Origin of the sequence: Marinobacter sp. ATCH36 (assembly GCF_023555055.1) — a bacterium.
In the GTDB taxonomy this organism is placed as follows: domain Bacteria; phylum Pseudomonadota; class Gammaproteobacteria; order Pseudomonadales; family Oleiphilaceae; genus Marinobacter.
This window is the reverse complement of sequence record NZ_JAMJPL010000001.1, coordinates 822,075-837,589: the sequence shown is the minus strand read 5'-3', so window position 1 is coordinate 837,589 and position 15,515 is coordinate 822,075. Positions and strand designations below refer to the sequence as shown.

Below are 15,515 nucleotides of genomic sequence, written 5' to 3'. Positions count from 1 at the left end.
TAAATGAAAAAACTGTTTTCTGTTTTTGCCGCTTCTATCCTGCTGGTCGGATGTTCATCCGAAGAAACCACGAAGGATTCACCACCGACCCCGGTCAGCGTTGCACAAATTGAGGATTACCGCCCACCCGCGGCGACCTATACCGCAACGCTGACCCCCCGCTTCAGAACACCGGTCGCGTTTCGTGTAGCAGGTCGTGTCGACCAGCGCCATATCGAGGTGGGAGAGCAAGTAAAGCAGGGGCAGTTACTGGCCAGCCTCGATCCCGCTGATTTCGGGCAGCGGCTCCAGGCGGCAGAAGCGTCCCGTGTTGCGGCTCAGGAGGTGGTAAAAAAGGCAACCAATGATCTGGAGCGCGGCAAGTCCCTGTTCAGAACCGGTGCCATCAATGACGAACAACTGGAGCGGTACCAGGTAGCATTGGAAGAAGCCCAAAGCGGGCAACAACAGGCAAGCTCGGAACTGAAACAGGCGGAAAATGCCCTTAGCTACACCCGGCTGGAAGCGCCCTTGGCTGGTACCGTGGTCTCCGTTGAAGCGGCGCCGGGGCTCGTGGTGAACCCGGCACAGCCCGTGTTGCAGCTGGCACAGGGCGGGCCATTGCAGGCGACCATTGATTTGCCCGGAAAGGTTTCGGCACCGGGAACGGCCTCTATAAAGGTAGATGGCAAGTCCTATGAGCTGGAGCTGTTTTCAGCCAGCAATACGCTGGACCCACAGAGCTTCACCCGGCGCGTTCGTTATAACCTCAACACCGAGCCTGAACATTTTGCCTTCGGACAGTTGGCCGAAGCGACTTTACCCATTGCCACGGATTTTTCAGCAGAGTCCGCGCTGACCATTCCTGTCACCGCCATCGATGAGCGCGGCCAGCAGGCGCACGTCTGGGTCATCCAGGAGGGCAAAGCCACTGTTGCGCCGGTCACGGTACTGGATGTTACCACCCAGACCGCCACGATCACTTCGGAACAGCTCTCTGCGGGCGAGCAAATCATCTCCCATGGCATTAATCGTCTGACGGAAGGCCAGAAAGTACGGGCGGTGCAGTAATGTCCATCCCCAATCTCTCGGCCATCGCGGTTAAAGAACGCTCCGTCACCCTGTTCTTTCTGTTGTTGATCATCGCCGGCGGCATCTATGCCTTTTCATCGCTCGGCCGTGCGGAGGACCCCGATTTCACCGTGCGCGTGATGATGGTGTCGGCGCAGTGGCCCGGCGCGACCGTTGAAACCATCGAACAGCAGGTGGCGGACCCGATCGAAAAAGAAATACAAAACGTTCGCCACATTGATGCCATCGAAACCACCATCCGCCCCGGCGTTGCCTACCTGAAGGTAGAGTTCGAGGACTTTGTAACCTCCGAGCAATTGCCTGACCTGTTCTATGAAGTTCGCCGGCGCATGCAGGATGTGCAGCCGTCCTTGCCCGCCGGCGTGCTTGGACCACAAGTGAACGAAGACTTTTCCGATGTCTACTTCTCGCTTATGTCCCTGACCAGCGAGAGTCGCAATCAACGAGAGGTTCTGAGCGTTGCCGAAACCCTGAGAAACCGGCTTCAGCAGGTTAACGGGGTCAATAAGGCGCACATCTTCGGTGAACGGGAACAGCGGGTTTTCGTCCAGTTTGATACCCCAAAGTTACAACGGCTCGGCACCAGTACCGAGCAGTTGATGTCGCAGATCCAGAAGTTCAATGCGCTGGCACCCTCCGGCCGGCTGGAAACGGCGGGGCCGACCGTCCGGCTCAGGCTGGATAACGATCTTTCGGATATCGAGCGGATAAAACAATTGCCGTTAATGATCAATCAACGGCAATTTGTACTCGAAGACATCGCCACCATCGAGCGGGGTTTCCAGGATCCACCGCAACAACTGATCCGGGCTCACGGGGAAGGCGCTCTGGTGTTGGGCGTGGTGATGCAGAAAGGCGAGAACGGCCAGGCATTCGGCCAGCGTCTGGCGGAATTCGTTGCGGAACAGAAACGCAACCTGCCAACGGATATCCGGTTCGATGTGCTGACCAACCAGGCCGATGCCATTGATTCGGCCGTGAACCTGTTTCAGCTGAAGTTCCTGGTTGCGTTGTTGGTGGTCACCGGTGTCAGTATTCTGGCCATCGGCTTTCATGCCGGCATGGTGGTCGGCGTTGCCATACCGGTCACCCTGGCGGCTACCTTTATGGTGATGATGGCCATGGGGATGAACCTGGATCGCATCACCCTGGGCGCCCTGATTATTGCGCTGGGCTTACTGGTGGACGACGCCATTATCACCATCGAAATGATGCTGGTGAAAATGGAGGAAGGCGTCGATCGCGTCCAGGCTGCCACCCACGCCTGGAAAGTAACCGCAGCGCCCATGCTGTTCGGCACCCTGGTTACGGTATCCGGCTTTGTTCCCATCGGTTTTGCCAAATCAATGGTAGGTGAATACGCGGGCAATATTTTCTGGGTATTGGCGATTTCGCTGTTGTTGTCCTGGCTGGTTGCCGTGATTTTCACCCCCTATGTGGGCGTAAAGCTGCTGCCGGAGATAAAGCCCGGGGCTGATTCCCAACCGGCCAATGAAAAATACCCTCGCGTCCGGAAAATCATCACCTTTTGTGTGGCGCACAAAAAGCTGGTGACATCGTTAACACTGGCCTCGCTGGTATTGTCGTTTGTCGGGCTGGCTGGCCCCGTGAAAAAACAGTTTTTCCCGGCATCCGACCGTACCGAGGTAACCGTCAGCGTACACATGCCCGAGGGCACCGCCATCCATGCCACCAACCGCACCATGCAGCAGCTTGAAGCCATTGTTGCGCAAGCGGACGGCATTAAATCGGTATCCGCGTACGTCGGCGCCGGATCTCCCAGGTACTTTATTTCAGCAGGCCCGGAACAGCCGAGCAGTGCTTTCGGGGAATTGCTGGTGGTTACCGAAAGCCCGGAAGCCCGGGACGCCCTGATGCAGACCTTCAACCAGGCCATTGACGGCGGCCAGTTTACTCAGGCGCGCGTACGGGTTGAGAAATTGCGCTACGGCCCGCCGGTGGTATGGCCGGTGGCGTACCGGGTGCTGGGCCCGGACCCGGTCAACGTACGCGACATGGCCGGGCAAGTCCGGGAAGTAATGGCCGCCAACAAGGATACTACCGAACCGCATCTTGAGTGGGGTGAGCGAGTACCGTCGCTGGAACTGGACTGGCGCCCGGCGGAGCTGGTACGCCATGGTTTCACACCGCAAATGGTCGCACAGCAGCTGAACCTGTTGCTGGATGGCCACCGGGTGACCGAGCTGCGTGACGGCTACCCCAGGGTCTGGCTGGAAGCCATCGGAGACGCTGTCTTGCTGGATCACAGCCAGTCCGCGGCAGAACAAAAAACCAGGCTGGCAACGACAGAGCTTCGCAACCAGCAGGGGCAGGTTGTCCCCCTTGGCCAGCTGGCAGATATCCGGGTGGCATTTGAAGACCCGGTGTTGAAACGCCACAACCGTGAGCTGTCGATGTCGGTCAATACCGAACTCAGGCAAGGCGCTCAACCGAAAGCAGTGCATGATGCCATCTGGCCTCAACTGCAGAAGCTGAGCGAAGACCTGCCTTCTGGCTACGATATCCAGATTGGTGGCAGCGAGGAGCAGTCCTCCAAGGCCCAGGGCTCAATCAGGGCATTGCTGCCCGTCATGGTGGCGCTCATGCTTATTTTTGTAATGCTGCAGATGCGCAGCTTTATCGGCACCGTCATTACCGTGCTCACCGCGCCTCTCGGGTTGGTCGGCGCGGTGCTCGCCCTGTTGTTGTTCAACCAGCCATTCGGGTTTGTCGCAACGCTTGGGCTGATCGGCCTGGCCGGCATCCTGATGCGCAACGCACTGATACTGACCCAGCAGGTGAGTGATAACCAGAATGCGGGCATGGCTGACCGGGAGGCCATTATCGAAGCGGCGGTCCAGCGCGCCCGGCCGGTATTGCTGACCGCCATTGCCGCTGTGTTGGCGTTCGTGCCGCTCACCCTCGACAGTTTCTGGGGGCCACTCGCCTATGTGCTGATTGGTGGTGTGAGTGTCGGAACGGTTATCACGTTGTTGGTGGTACCGGCCCTATATGCCCTGCTGCACCGTACCTGATTCGACCAGGCCACGCTGTCTCGATAGTGAGCAAAATTGTTTAGGTTTAATGAGGCAAGGAGAAACGACGAGATGAACTGGAAAACCTGGGTAGTCATTCCCACATGGCTGGCTCTGACGGCCATGCCAGCGCTGGCCGAAAAGCCAGTATCCAGGGGAGAACTGTTGGCCAACAGTTGCTTTTCCTGCCATGGCTACGATGGCAAAGCGGTGGAAGATGCCACCATCCCGCCCCTGGCGGATTATCCGGCGTCAATACTTATCGAGCAAATGAAAGCCTTCCGGGACGGCGAGCGCGACGGCACCATGATGCCACGGCATGCCGGCGGGTACAGCGACGAAGAGATTGAGCTGATGGGGCAGTACATTGGCAAACAAGAGGAGTGAGCGGGCGTTATGAGTGGACAAGCGATTGGGCTGAAACGACGTGACCTATTGAAGCTGATAGCCGCCGGGGTGGCTGTACCGTCTGCAATGGTTGCCAGTGGCTGTGTAAGCACTGGCTCAAAAACGGCGGGGCACATTGTTGTCATCGGTGGCGGTTTTGGCGGCGGCAGTGCTGCCAGGTACCTGAAACGCTACAACCCGGACCTGGCGGTAACCATGATTGAGCCAAAAACGTCTTATATCACCTGTCCAGGCTCCAACTGGGTGATTGGCGGAGAAGCCAAAATGGCCACCATCACTCACGATTACAAGGCGGTCCGTAATAACGGGGTGACGGTCGTGCATGACACCGTGAAATCCGTCGACACCACCGCCAAAACCCTACAGCTGGCGGGTGGCAAGACCCTGAATTACGATAAGGTGGTTGTCTCACCCGGCATTGATTTCAAATGGAACGAGATTGAGGGAGCAACGCCGGACATCGCGGCAAAAACGCCCCATGCCTGGAAAGCGGGTGACCAGACGTTATTGTTGCGAAAGCAATTACAAGCCATGCCAGAAGACGGCACCTTCATTATGGTTGCGCCACCGAACCCGTTCCGGTGTCCGCCCGGACCTTATGAACGTGCTTCCATGGTGGCCCATTACATGACGCAATATAAGCCCGGAGCCCGGTTGATTATACTGGATCAGAAAGACGAGTTTTCCAAACAGGCCCTGTTCATGCAGGGCTGGAAGGAAAACTATGGTGAGCGCATTCAATGGATTGCCAAAACGGACGGGGGTGAGGCCGTTGGTATTGATGCCGACAAAAAAGTGGTACGAACCACCTTGGGCAGTTTCGAGGGCGACGTGATCAACTACATTCCCCCGCAAAAGGCAGGACAGCTGGCACAGGATATGGGCCTGGCCGATAAGTCAGGTTTTTGTCCGATCAACCAAAAGACCTTTGCTTCAAAGCAGATTAACGATGTGTATGTGATCGGGGATGCAGCTATTGCCTCGCCCATGCCCAAATCAGCACACTCTTCAACCAGTCACGGGAAGATTGTAGCGGCCAACATTGTGCTGGAAATGGCGGGCGAACCCACCATTGCGGCAAAAAACGTGAACACCTGTTATTCATTGATTGCGCCGGATTACGGCATTTCGGTCGCAGCCGTCTTCGATATGGTGGATGGAGAGATTGAAAGGATAGAGGCATCACGCGGCATATCCAGAATGGATGCCACCCGGCAAGAACGTCGGCTCGAGGCCAACTACGCGCGCGGTTGGTACCGCAGTATTACCGATGAAGTCTGGGGCTGACTTCAGGGGCTTACTCGCAGTCTCCCCATAACTGATATTCAAGAGGTAACAAACCATGAAATCAAAAACGATTATTCTTGGCGCTATCTTCGCTTTGGCCATGATCTCAGGCCCGGCCATGGCGGAAAAAACGGACATCACCGTTCGGGTATTGAGCAAAGATGCCAAATTCTTAGGCACCAGTATCGGTGGCGCGCGGGTCATTCTGCGCGACACAGAAACCGGTGAGATTCTGGCCAAGGGTATAACCGCTGGCGGCACCGGCAACACCGCAAAAATCATGCATGAAAAGGGCGGGCGCCGCGCTGAACTGGCGGATGAGTCTGCGGCCTCTTTCAAGACCACGCTGGATCTCGACCGCCCACGCATGATTGAAGCAGAAGTTTATGGGCCACTGGCCCAGCCGCAAGCTGCTCACGCTGCAAGTGCGACCCAATGGGTTATCCCCGGCGGCCACCTTTCGGTTGGAGATGGCTGGGTCATTGAATTGCCGGGCCTTGTGGTCAACGTCATGGAACCGGCTGCTGCCCAGAAAGTGTCAGCTTCGCAAGCCGACAGCATTTCAGTGCGCGCCAATGTCATGATGATGTGCGGTTGCCCGATCACACCAAACGGCTTGTGGGATGCCAATCAGTTCGAGGTTGGCATGACAATCAGCAGAAATGGGGAGAAAGTGGCTGAAGAGGCAATGTCATACGCTGGAAAGAGCAGCACATACAGCGGTGAAATGCCCGTTGATGGAGCCGGTGTCTATGAGGTGATTGTTCATGCTTATGACCCCAAAAATGGCAATACCGGTATCGATAAAACAACTATTACGATTGAGTGAAACTTCCAGACCGTCGGTATTGATCAGTATTGATAACACCTTGAGGAACGATAATGACCCGAATTCTGTTTTTGTGTGTCTCCAACTCAGCCCGCAGCCAGATGGCCGAGGGCCTGGCAAGGGAACTGTTGGGCGCAAATGTCGAGGTGATGAGCGCTGGCTCCCAGCCAACGCAGGTTAACCCGCACGCCATCGCGGCCATGGCGGAAATCGGCATGGACATCAGCCAGCAACAGAGTAAATCGGTGGACGCCATCGACCCGGCAGCCATCGATATGGTCGTTACCCTCTGCGCCGAAGAAGTCTGCCCGATTCTGCCGGGCAAAGTGAAACGCCTGCACTGGCCAATCAGCGATCCTGCTATTGGCATGGGCGAACCAAGCAGTGAAGAAAGCCTGGAACAATTCCGCACCGCCCGGGATCAGATCAAAGCCCGCATCGCCGTGCTGTCAGGCTTGCTCGACATACCGCAAAGCCCTTCGGCGGAGGAGTTTCATGGCAGCATTCGCGTTCAGGACCTGCCGGACAGCGTGCGCTTTTACGCCTGGTTACTGAACACCTGGCCGAAGGAATGGACCCATCGCTATGCGACCTTTATTCGCAATGACCTGAACCTCAATTTTGTCCTGGTAGTTTCAGACGGCAAGGAGCTGCACCACGACACCCTCTACCACCTGGGCATCGGTGTTGCCGACCGGAGCGCGGTGATTGCGGCCTATCACCAGGCCGTCGACTTTGGCGCGCCCATTGAAAAGCCGCCACGCACCACCTGGAAGGGCACGCCCCTTCATGAGCTGTGGCTGACCGACCCGGATGGCACGCTGATTGAAATCTACGCACGCCTGACCGACGCTGAGCTGGCGCACAAGCCCGCTGACGAATTGCCGGAGTTTCTGGTGCCGGGCACCGGCCCCCATGCGGTTTGATGTGCAAATCACTGAACTTGGTGGCGGCATGGCTCCATCAAAAAACAGGCAGGCGTAGTAAGTTGTCCATCACAGCAAGCGCTGGACCGCACACTTGTAGGTGCGGACGTCCAGGTTGAGTACCCCCGCCCGCCCCTGCCAGAGGTTCTGGCGAGCACCCGTATCGATTTCCCCTGTATCCTTTTGTCGCCTCGTTCGTGTTCATTGGCACCGATGACTTTAAAAGAGATACAGAAGAGACCATGACCGATAATACTGATCGATACGGACGAGTGAGCAGAGCTATCCACTGGTTTATGGCGCTGCTTATACTTTGGCAATTCCTCAGCTCAGGGGTACATTTTTTTCTGCGGGATGCCGTTATCGATGAGTTTTTCTGGGCAACCCATAAGCCACTAGGATTCCTGCTTTTTGTGCTGATTTTTATCCGCATCGTATGGACGGTGGCAACCCTCTCTCAGCGCCCAAAATCAATCAACATGGCTGCAGAGGCAGGTCATATCGCTCTTTATGCGTTCTTGGTTATCGTTCCTGGGTTGGCACTGATCCGGCAATATGGCTCAGGCAAGTCATTTGAACCATTCGGCATTCCTCTCTTTTCAGGGTTTGAGGGAGAAAAAATCGGTTGGATGGTCACTCCAGGAAACTTACTACATAGCTGGCTCGGATGGTTGTTGCTTGCAATGATCTTAGGACACATCTTTATGGTGTTCTGGCATAAAAAGAGTGCCACCCATACCGATATTCTGCCACGCATGTGGCGGTAAGGATGCATCTACCGCAATGACTCATAAAAGGTGACATCCGCAAACAATCTACTTTGCTTTTACTGAACGGGCGAAACGGCATTGTCGATCAGAGACTCCATCTGCTCCAACGTTCGGGTACCTCGAACGATCTGGCCGTTGATCAGGAATGTAGGGGTTCCAAGCACGTCGAATTCCTGTGCGCCCTGACGACGGCTCTGTGCGACTGCGGCCTCAGTTGCAGGATCCTTCAGGCAGTCACGGAACTCTGCTGTGTTCAGACCCAGTTCCTCCACCTTTTGTTTCAGGGCTGCGTCAACGTCCGAAGCCCTTGACCACTGTCCGACCGATAAAAAGAGGGTATGGAGCGTCGAGTAATACGCCTCGGAACTGACACATTGTGCCGCCACGGCTCCTCGAGTTGCCTCAGCACTGGTCGGGTAGTCACGAAAAATAAACCGGACGCGTCCCGTGTCGATATATTTTTGCTCAAGGTGCGGTAGGACGTCCCGATGAAACCGAACGCAGTGGCCGCATGTCAGGGAGCCGTATTCCACAAGCGTCACCGGCGCAGTTGGGGAGCCCATGGCGGGTTCAGCAGCCGCCTGTGACGGCATAAGCGCGCAGATCAGCGTCAACATCAGGATAGAAACAGGTTTCACAGTCGAGAATGCTCCCTGGCGAACTTTCCGCTGTCAATTGGAAAAAGCATGATGCCCCTCAGATCAGTGGCGAGAATATATTAAATATTCAGCATCCTTTTGTCTCCTCGTTCGTCTTCATAGCAACGAAGCCCGATACAGAGGATACACAAATGACCACAATCACAGTTTATGACCCACCCATGTGCTGCTCAACCGGCGTTTGCGGCGCCGATGTCGATCAACAGCTGATAACGTTTGCCGCCGATCTGGACTGGCTGAAGAGCCGGGGCGTGAGCGTGCGGCGAATTAACCTTAGTCAGGAGCCCGCCGAGTTCACGATCAATGAGGAAGTAAATGCGTTAATGCAGGCTTCCGGAGGCGACGATCTGCCAGCCATCCTGGTTGACGGCAAGATGGTTTCCAAAGCGCGCTACCCTTCACGCAAGGAGCTGGCTGCCTGGAACAATCTGGCATTTGAGGATCGGGAAAGCAGCGCATCAGCCTCGCCCTGCTGCTCATCAAACGCTAAAAGTTCCTGCTGCTAAGGATGACGTAAATGTTCAAGAATCTGCCTAAATTCGTATTCTTCACCGGCAAAGGGGGCGTTGGTAAAACGTCTCTGGCTTGCGCAACATCCGTTAATCTTGCGGACGCGGGGCAGAAAGTGCTGCTGGTAAGTACCGATCCGGCGTCCAACGTGGGCCAGGTATTCGACACCCGCATTGGCAATCACATCAAGCCGATTGCCAATGTTCCTGGGCTCGAAGCACTGGAAATTGACCCCGAAGCGGCGGCGGAAGAGTATCGTGAGCGGATTCTTGGCCCGATACGGGCGAGTCTGCCAGCGAAAGCCGTAGCCAGCATCCAGGAACAATTGTCGGGTGCCTGCACCACCGAGATTGCCGCGTTTGATGAGTTCACTGCCCTGCTCACGGATGAAGCGCTGACCGGGCGCTACGACCATATTGTTTTCGACACCGCGCCCACCGGCCACACTATCCGGTTACTCAAGTTACCCGGTGCCTGGAGCGGATTTCTGGAAACCGGTGGCGATGCATCCTGCCTCGGGCCTCTGGCCGGGCTGGACAAGCAGCGAGAGCGCTACGCGGCCGCCGTCCAAAGCCTTTCTGACGAACATCTGACTCGTCTGATTCTGGTGGCCCGGCCCCGGGCAAGCTCAATGGCGGAAGCCGCGCGAACCCACCGGGAGCTGGCCGATATCGGCATACGCAATCAACATCTCGCCATTAACGGCATGATGCCGTCTGAAGCTTCAGACGATGCCCTTGCCGCCAGCATGATTGAGCGTGAACACACCGCCGTGGAAGAGGCCGATTCAGAGCTCGCGGGTTTACCGCAAAGTCACTTTTTCCTGCGACCTGAAAATCTGGTGGGGCTGGATGCCCTGCGGCGGATGAATCAGCCGGTTGAAACCATGCGTCCCGAAACACCCCGGCGTGCCCTGGACAACCTGCCACCACTGTCCGGCCTGGTTGACGACATTGAGGCCGACGGTAAAGGCCTGGTGATGACCATGGGTAAAGGCGGCGTGGGCAAAACCACCATTGCAGCGGCCGTTGCCGTGGAACTGGCCGCCCGTGGCCACGAGGTATTGCTGACCACCACCGACCCGGCAGCCCACCTGACTGAAACCCTTGCGGGCGATGTCGACAACCTGACCGTCAGCCGCATTGACCCCGAGGTGGAAACCCGGGTTTACCGCGACCATATTATGGCAACCCGCGGTGCCAGCCTGGATGCCGAGGGCCGCAAGATGCTGGAAGAAGATCTGCGATCACCCTGCACCGAGGAAATAGCGGTGTTCCAGGCCTTTTCCAAAATCATACGGGAGGCCAGGCGCAAATTTGTGATCATGGATACCGCGCCAACCGGGCATACACTGTTGCTGCTGGATGCCACCGGCTCGTACCATCGGGATATCATGCGTCATGCCGGAGAAACCAGTGCACGCATGGTGACACCGATGATGCGCCTGCAGGATCCGGCGCAAACCAAAGTGCTGCTCGTGACCCTGCCGGAAACCACACCAGTGCTGGAAGCCGCCCGCCTGCAGGACGACCTGAAAAGAGCGGAAATCACACCCTATGCCTGGGTGATCAACGCCAGCCTGGCGGCCACAGAGACCAGCCACCCACTGCTGGTTGCCCGGGCCGCAACCGAAGCACCGGAAATTGCGCGGGTCGGAGAAACCCTGAGTTCCCGTTACTCGGTTGTTCCGATGCTGGCTGACGACCCGGTCGGAGCCCCAAGGTTGCGTGCGTTGGTAAAAGGTCAGGCTTTGTAAAGCCAACCCTGTATATTTACGCTATCGAACGTTTAAAGTCATCAATCCATCTGAGAGGACACCAATGACCAGTAACACTGAAACGGCAATCCCGGAAGATGCGTCAGGCGGCATGGGCCTGTTTGAACGCTATCTTTCGGTGTGGGTTGCTCTGGCCATCATCACCGGCATCGCCCTGGGCCAGTTCGCTCCGGCGGTGCCGGAAGCTCTGTCGCGCTTCGAATATGCCCAAGTCTCCATCCCCATTGCCATTCTGATCTGGGCGATGATCTTCCCGATGATGGCGCAGATTGATTTCAGCGCCATCGTGAACGTGAGGAAAGAGCCGAAAGGCCTGGCCATCACCACCGCTGTGAACTGGCTTATCAAGCCTTTCACCATGTTCGCCATTGCCTGGTTCTTTCTGATGGTGGTGTTTGAACCACTGATCGCCCCGGAGCTGGCCAGCGAGTATCTGGCCGGCGCCATATTGCTGGGCGCAGCACCCTGCACCGCCATGGTGTTTGTCTGGAGCTATCTGACCAAAGGCGATGCCGCCTATACGCTGGTACAGGTTTCAGTGAATGACCTGATCATGCTGTTTGCTTTTGCGCCCATCGTGGTGTTCCTGCTTGGCGTATCCAACATCCAGGTGCCGTGGGATACCGTTATCCTGTCGGTGGTGCTCTACATCGTGATTCCCCTGACCGCCGGTTATCTGACTCGTCGTAAGATGATTGCTCGCCACGGCCAGCGCTGGTTTGACGAGGTATTCATGAAGCGCATCGGCCCGATCACCCCGGCGGCACTGATCGTTACGCTGGTGCTTCTTTTCGCCTTCCAGGGCGAGGTCATTCTGGAGAACCCCCTCCACATCGCGCTGATTGCGGTGCCGCTCATCATCCAGACGTTCCTGATCTTCTTCATCGCCTATGGCTGGGCCAAATTGTGGAAAGTTCGCCACAGCGTCGCCGCGCCCGCCGGCATGATTGGCGCCAGTAACTTTTTCGAACTGGCCGTCGCCTCTGCCATCGCCCTGTTTGGCTTGCAATCCGGTGCGGCCCTGGCTGCGGTAGTCGGAGTACTGGTCGAGGTACCCGTCATGCTGATGTTGGTAAAAATTGCCAACCGCACCCGGGACTATTTCCCGGCCTGAGACCGCCCGAATGAACCGAGGAGTAAATTGATATGTCCGAGATAACATTCAACAAGGTGCTGGTGGGCGTTGATTTCTCACCAGCGGAAAACGCACTGTTATCCTGCCTGCCGGAGCTCAAACGCTGGGGTGCCGAAACGTTGGTGCTGGTGCACATGATTCCGGTGGGGTATACCGCCACCGCCGGCTACGGCCATGAAGCCGAGTATCTGAAAGAACTGGAAGAAAAGGCCGAACCATTACGACAAGCCGGCCTGACCGTGAAAACGCTGGTACGCGACAGCTCTCATCCTGCCAAAAGCTTCGTGGCACTGGCCGGAGAGCTGGGTGCCGACATGATGTTGGTGGGCTCTCGCAGCCACAATTTTGTGCACAAACTCTTTCTGGGCAGCTTTGCCACCGAGGTGCTTCAGCAAACCGAGTTACCCGTCCTCGTCGAGCGGATCGAGAAGTCCGCTGAACAGACAGCCGAAGCCTGTGAGGCGGTTTGTCGCCAGAACCTGGACAAGGTGTTGCTGGCCACGGACCTTTCCCGGGAAGCCGTTGCAGCGGAGAAGGTAGCCGTTGGATTGTCAGAGAAGGCCGGCCAGGTAAACCTGCTGACCGTTGCCGGAGAGGACCTTTCCGAAGAAGCCGCAAGGGACCACCTGGAAGCTCTCAAAAAGCGTCTGTCTGCTTCCGGGAGAGAAGGTGAAATTCTGATCGCCGAGGGCGTACCTTCCGCGGCGATTATCCAGGAGGCCCGTGACGGCTACACCCTGATTATTATGGGCAAGCACGGTAACGGCCGGCATGCCGAAACTCTGGTCGGAAGCACGGCTGAAAAAGTCTGCCGTGATTCCGGACGACCGGTGTTGGTCGTGCCTTCGCCAGCCTAGCCGACTTGACTGGTTGAGGGCTCGCTCAGGCATCAAGCCAGGGCGGGCCGTTTGTCCGGTAGCATCAGTGATAGTGCAGACGCCGTTGCCACCAGCCCTGCCGAGATCCACAGGCAGGCTTCCAGCCCATAGGCCTGGTACACCCAGCCGGACAGGATGGTGCCCAGAAGGCGGCCAGCGGCGTTGGACATGTAATAGAAGCCCACATCCAGCGATACACCGTCGCCCCTGGCGTAGCTGACAATCAGATAGCTGTGCAGCGAGGAATTGATGGCAAACAGCACGCCGAACAACAGCAGGCCACCGATCACCACCGGCTGAGGTGACCAACCCGCCATCAATCCGCCGGCAATAACCGCCGGGATCAACGCCAGGGCAGCGGCCCAAAGCACCGCGCCCTGCCTGCCCTGAGAATGGCCGGTGATACGTGGTGCAACCGTCTGGATAAAGCCATAACCGATGATCCAGCTGGCCATAAAGCCACCCACTTGCCAGTGATCCCAGCCGAACACCGTGGCCATGTACACGGGCAAAGCCACCACAAACCACACATCGCGGGCACCAAACAGGAACATCCGGGCCGCCGACAACACGTTGATGGCCCGGCTCTTGGAGAGAATCTCGCTGAACTTGGGCTTCGCCTTGCTCTTGCCCAGATCCTGCCCCAGCAGGAACAGACTGGACAGCCATACCACGCCGAGGGCGATCGCCATGGCGACGACTGCCCCCGTAAAGCCCGCAGTCATCAGCAAAACACCGCCAAGAAAGAAGCCTACCCCTTTCAGGGTATTCTTGGAGCCGGTCAGGATGGCGACCCACTTATAAAGCGTGCCCTGCTGCTCATCCGGCACCAGCAACTTGATGCCGCTCTTGGCGGACATCTTGTTCAGGTCCTTGGCAATACCGGACATTGCCTGCGCCGCCATCACCCAGGGCACGGTCAGCATGGCCGCGGGCACCGCCAGCATGGCCAGCGCGGCTATCTGCAGGAACAGCCCGATATTCATGGTGCGGTTCAGGCCCCAGCGAGCCCCAAGGTAGCCCCCCACCAGGTTGGTCACCACCCCGAAGAACTCATAGAAGATGAACAGCAGGGCGATTTCCAGCGGGGAATAACCGAGCTGGTGGAAATGCAGTACCACCAGCATCCGCAGGGCCCCGTCCGTCAGCGTAAAGGCCCAGTAGTTGCCGGTAATAACCAGATACTGGCGGATGGCAGCAGTCATATCAGGCAGACCCTACCTTGCGCGCCAGTTCCACGGTGCGGTTGGCGTAGCCCCATTCGTTGTCGTACCAAGCGTAGATTTTCACCTGGGTGCCGTTGACCACCATGGTGGACAGGGCATCGACGATGGAGGAGCGTGGGTCGGTCTTGTAGTCGATGGACACCAGCGGGCGTTCCTCGTAACCCATAATGCCTTTGAGCTCGCCGTCAGCCGCTTCTTTCAGAAGTTGGTTTACGGTATCGCGATCCGTAGGCGTTTCCACCTCGAACACGCAATCGGTCAGCGACGCATTGGTCAGCGGAACCCGCACCGCATGGCCATCCAGCCGGCCTTTCAATTCCGGGAAAATCTCTATGATCGCCGTGGCGGAGCCGGTGGTGGTGGGAATCAGCGAACTGCCGCAGGCCCGGGCCCGACGCAGATCCTTGTGGGGCGCATCAAGGATGGTCTGAGTGTTGGTCAGGCTATGGATGGTGGTGATCGAGCCGTGCTTGATGCCCAGCTTCTCGTGGATGACTTTCACTACCGGTGCCAGGCAATTGGTGGTGCAGGAAGCTGCGGTTACGATACGGTCGTTGGCCGGGTCGAACACCTCTTCGTTGACACCCATGGTGATGTTCTTCGCCCCGGCTTCCTTGACCGGTGCAGTCACGACAACGCGCTTCACGCCCTGATCCAGATAACCCTGCAGCACCTTCACGGTCTTGTTGACGCCGCTGGCTTCAATCACCAGATCACAACCGGACCAGTCGGTATCGCCAAGGGCCTTGTTGCGGGTGACATGGATTCGCTGGCCTTCGATGACAATGTCGTCGCCGTCGGCACCCGCCTCGTGGCTCCAGCGGCCATGGACACTGTCGAAATTCAGCAGGTGCGCCAGGGTGGCGGCGTCGGCACCGGGGTCGTTAATGACGACAAATTCCATGTCAGGCCAGCCCCAGGCAGCGCGCAGCGCCAGGCGACCGATGCGGCCGAATCCGTTAATGCCTACCTTGATCTTGCTCATGATGTGCTCCTTGAAAAAT

14 protein-coding genes are annotated in these 15,515 nt (G+C 57.3%); 11 read left to right on the top strand and 3 right to left on the bottom strand.

What is annotated here, in order from left to right; translation table 11 throughout:
- Positions 1 to 3: 3 nt before the first annotated feature.
- From M8010_RS03680 to M8010_RS03650, 7 genes are all read left to right on the top strand, one after another.
- The gene (locus tag M8010_RS03680; protein ID WP_250088829.1) at positions 4 to 1,050 is read left to right on the top strand and encodes an efflux RND transporter periplasmic adaptor subunit; all 1,047 of its coding nucleotides are present in this window, start codon (positions 4 to 6) and stop codon (positions 1,048 to 1,050) included.
- On the top strand, positions 1,050 to 4,106 hold the full coding sequence (locus M8010_RS03675) for an efflux RND transporter permease subunit (protein ID WP_250088820.1): 3,057 nt from the start codon (positions 1,050 to 1,052) through the stop codon (positions 4,104 to 4,106). Before M8010_RS03680 ends, M8010_RS03675 begins: the two co-directional genes overlap by 1 nt.
- A 72-nt stretch (positions 4,107 to 4,178) precedes the next feature.
- Positions 4,179 to 4,493: a c-type cytochrome gene (locus M8010_RS03670; RefSeq protein WP_250088818.1), complete on the top strand. Its 315-nt coding sequence runs from the start codon at positions 4,179 to 4,181 to the stop codon at positions 4,491 to 4,493.
- Positions 4,494 to 4,502: 9 nt separating this feature from the next.
- Positions 4,503 to 5,801, top strand: coding sequence for an NAD(P)/FAD-dependent oxidoreductase (locus tag M8010_RS03665; RefSeq protein WP_250088816.1), 1,299 nt, complete (start codon positions 4,503 to 4,505; stop codon positions 5,799 to 5,801).
- A gap of 55 nt (positions 5,802 to 5,856) precedes the next feature.
- Positions 5,857 to 6,630, top strand: a complete 774-nt coding sequence (locus tag M8010_RS03660; RefSeq protein ID WP_250088814.1) for a hypothetical protein — start codon at positions 5,857 to 5,859, stop codon at positions 6,628 to 6,630.
- A 53-nt stretch (positions 6,631 to 6,683) separates the two neighbouring features.
- Complete coding sequence (locus M8010_RS03655) at positions 6,684 to 7,556, top strand: VOC family protein (RefSeq protein WP_250088812.1); 873 nt, start codon at positions 6,684 to 6,686, stop codon at positions 7,554 to 7,556.
- A 242-nt stretch (positions 7,557 to 7,798) separates the two neighbouring features.
- The gene (locus M8010_RS03650; protein ID WP_250088802.1) at positions 7,799 to 8,323 is read left to right on the top strand and encodes a cytochrome b; all 525 of its coding nucleotides are present in this window, start codon (positions 7,799 to 7,801) and stop codon (positions 8,321 to 8,323) included.
- A 59-nt stretch (positions 8,324 to 8,382) separates the two neighbouring features.
- Here M8010_RS03650 and M8010_RS03645 read toward each other — a convergent pair whose 3' ends face one another.
- Positions 8,383 to 8,964, bottom strand: a complete 582-nt coding sequence (locus M8010_RS03645) for a DsbA family protein (RefSeq protein ID WP_250088800.1) — start codon at positions 8,962 to 8,964, stop codon at positions 8,383 to 8,385.
- A 152-nt stretch (positions 8,965 to 9,116) separates the two neighbouring features.
- Between M8010_RS03645 and arsD the strand changes: the two genes are divergently transcribed.
- The 4 genes from arsD to M8010_RS03625 all read left to right on the top strand — a co-directional run bounded on the left by arsD (position 9,117) and on the right by M8010_RS03625 (position 13,264).
- Positions 9,117 to 9,491, top strand: coding sequence for an arsenite efflux transporter metallochaperone ArsD (gene arsD, locus M8010_RS03640; protein WP_250088798.1), 375 nt, complete (start codon positions 9,117 to 9,119; stop codon positions 9,489 to 9,491).
- Positions 9,492 to 9,502: 11 nt separating this feature from the next.
- Complete coding sequence (gene arsA / locus M8010_RS03635; RefSeq protein WP_250088797.1) at positions 9,503 to 11,251, top strand: arsenical pump-driving ATPase; 1,749 nt, start codon at positions 9,503 to 9,505, stop codon at positions 11,249 to 11,251.
- Positions 11,252 to 11,315: 64 nt separating this feature from the next.
- A complete protein-coding gene (arsB, locus tag M8010_RS03630; protein WP_250088795.1) occupies positions 11,316 to 12,386 on the top strand; it encodes an ACR3 family arsenite efflux transporter in 1,071 nt (356 codons plus the stop codon).
- Between the two features lie 32 nt (positions 12,387 to 12,418).
- On the top strand, positions 12,419 to 13,264 hold the full coding sequence (locus tag M8010_RS03625) for a universal stress protein (RefSeq protein ID WP_250088794.1): 846 nt from the start codon (positions 12,419 to 12,421) through the stop codon (positions 13,262 to 13,264).
- A gap of 32 nt (positions 13,265 to 13,296) precedes the next feature.
- Here the strand turns inward: M8010_RS03625 and arsJ are convergent, their stop codons facing one another.
- Positions 13,297 to 14,490: an organoarsenical effux MFS transporter ArsJ gene (gene arsJ, locus M8010_RS03620; RefSeq protein WP_250088793.1), complete on the bottom strand. Its 1,194-nt coding sequence runs from the start codon at positions 14,488 to 14,490 to the stop codon at positions 13,297 to 13,299.
- Position 14,491: 1 nt separating this feature from the next.
- Positions 14,492 to 15,496: an ArsJ-associated glyceraldehyde-3-phosphate dehydrogenase gene (locus M8010_RS03615; RefSeq protein ID WP_250088779.1), complete on the bottom strand. Its 1,005-nt coding sequence runs from the start codon at positions 15,494 to 15,496 to the stop codon at positions 14,492 to 14,494.
- Positions 15,497 to 15,515 lie beyond the last annotated feature (19 nt).

Excerpts from the sequence above, each read along its gene's own strand:
- arsJ (WP_250088793.1), bottom strand. The coding sequence starts at position 14,490 with ATGACTGCTGCCATCCGCCAGTATCTGGTTATTACCGGCAACTACTGG.
- M8010_RS03665 (WP_250088816.1), top strand. The coding sequence starts at position 4,503 with ATGAGTGGACAAGCGATTGGGCTGAAACGACGTGACCTATTGAAGCTG.
- M8010_RS03650 (WP_250088802.1), top strand. The coding sequence starts at position 7,799 with ATGACCGATAATACTGATCGATACGGACGAGTGAGCAGAGCTATCCAC.
- M8010_RS03680 (WP_250088829.1), top strand. The coding sequence starts at position 4 with ATGAAAAAACTGTTTTCTGTTTTTGCCGCTTCTATCCTGCTGGTCGGA.
- M8010_RS03615 (WP_250088779.1), bottom strand. The coding sequence starts at position 15,496 with ATGAGCAAGATCAAGGTAGGCATTAACGGATTCGGCCGCATCGGTCGC.
- M8010_RS03625 (WP_250088794.1), top strand. The coding sequence starts at position 12,419 with ATGTCCGAGATAACATTCAACAAGGTGCTGGTGGGCGTTGATTTCTCA.
- M8010_RS03670 (WP_250088818.1), top strand. The coding sequence starts at position 4,179 with ATGAACTGGAAAACCTGGGTAGTCATTCCCACATGGCTGGCTCTGACG.
- M8010_RS03655 (WP_250088812.1), top strand. The coding sequence starts at position 6,684 with ATGACCCGAATTCTGTTTTTGTGTGTCTCCAACTCAGCCCGCAGCCAG.
- arsA (WP_250088797.1), top strand. The coding sequence starts at position 9,503 with ATGTTCAAGAATCTGCCTAAATTCGTATTCTTCACCGGCAAAGGGGGC.
- arsB (WP_250088795.1), top strand. The coding sequence starts at position 11,316 with ATGACCAGTAACACTGAAACGGCAATCCCGGAAGATGCGTCAGGCGGC.
- M8010_RS03660 (WP_250088814.1), top strand. The coding sequence starts at position 5,857 with ATGAAATCAAAAACGATTATTCTTGGCGCTATCTTCGCTTTGGCCATG.
- arsD (WP_250088798.1), top strand. The coding sequence starts at position 9,117 with ATGACCACAATCACAGTTTATGACCCACCCATGTGCTGCTCAACCGGC.
- M8010_RS03675 (WP_250088820.1), top strand. The coding sequence starts at position 1,050 with ATGTCCATCCCCAATCTCTCGGCCATCGCGGTTAAAGAACGCTCCGTC.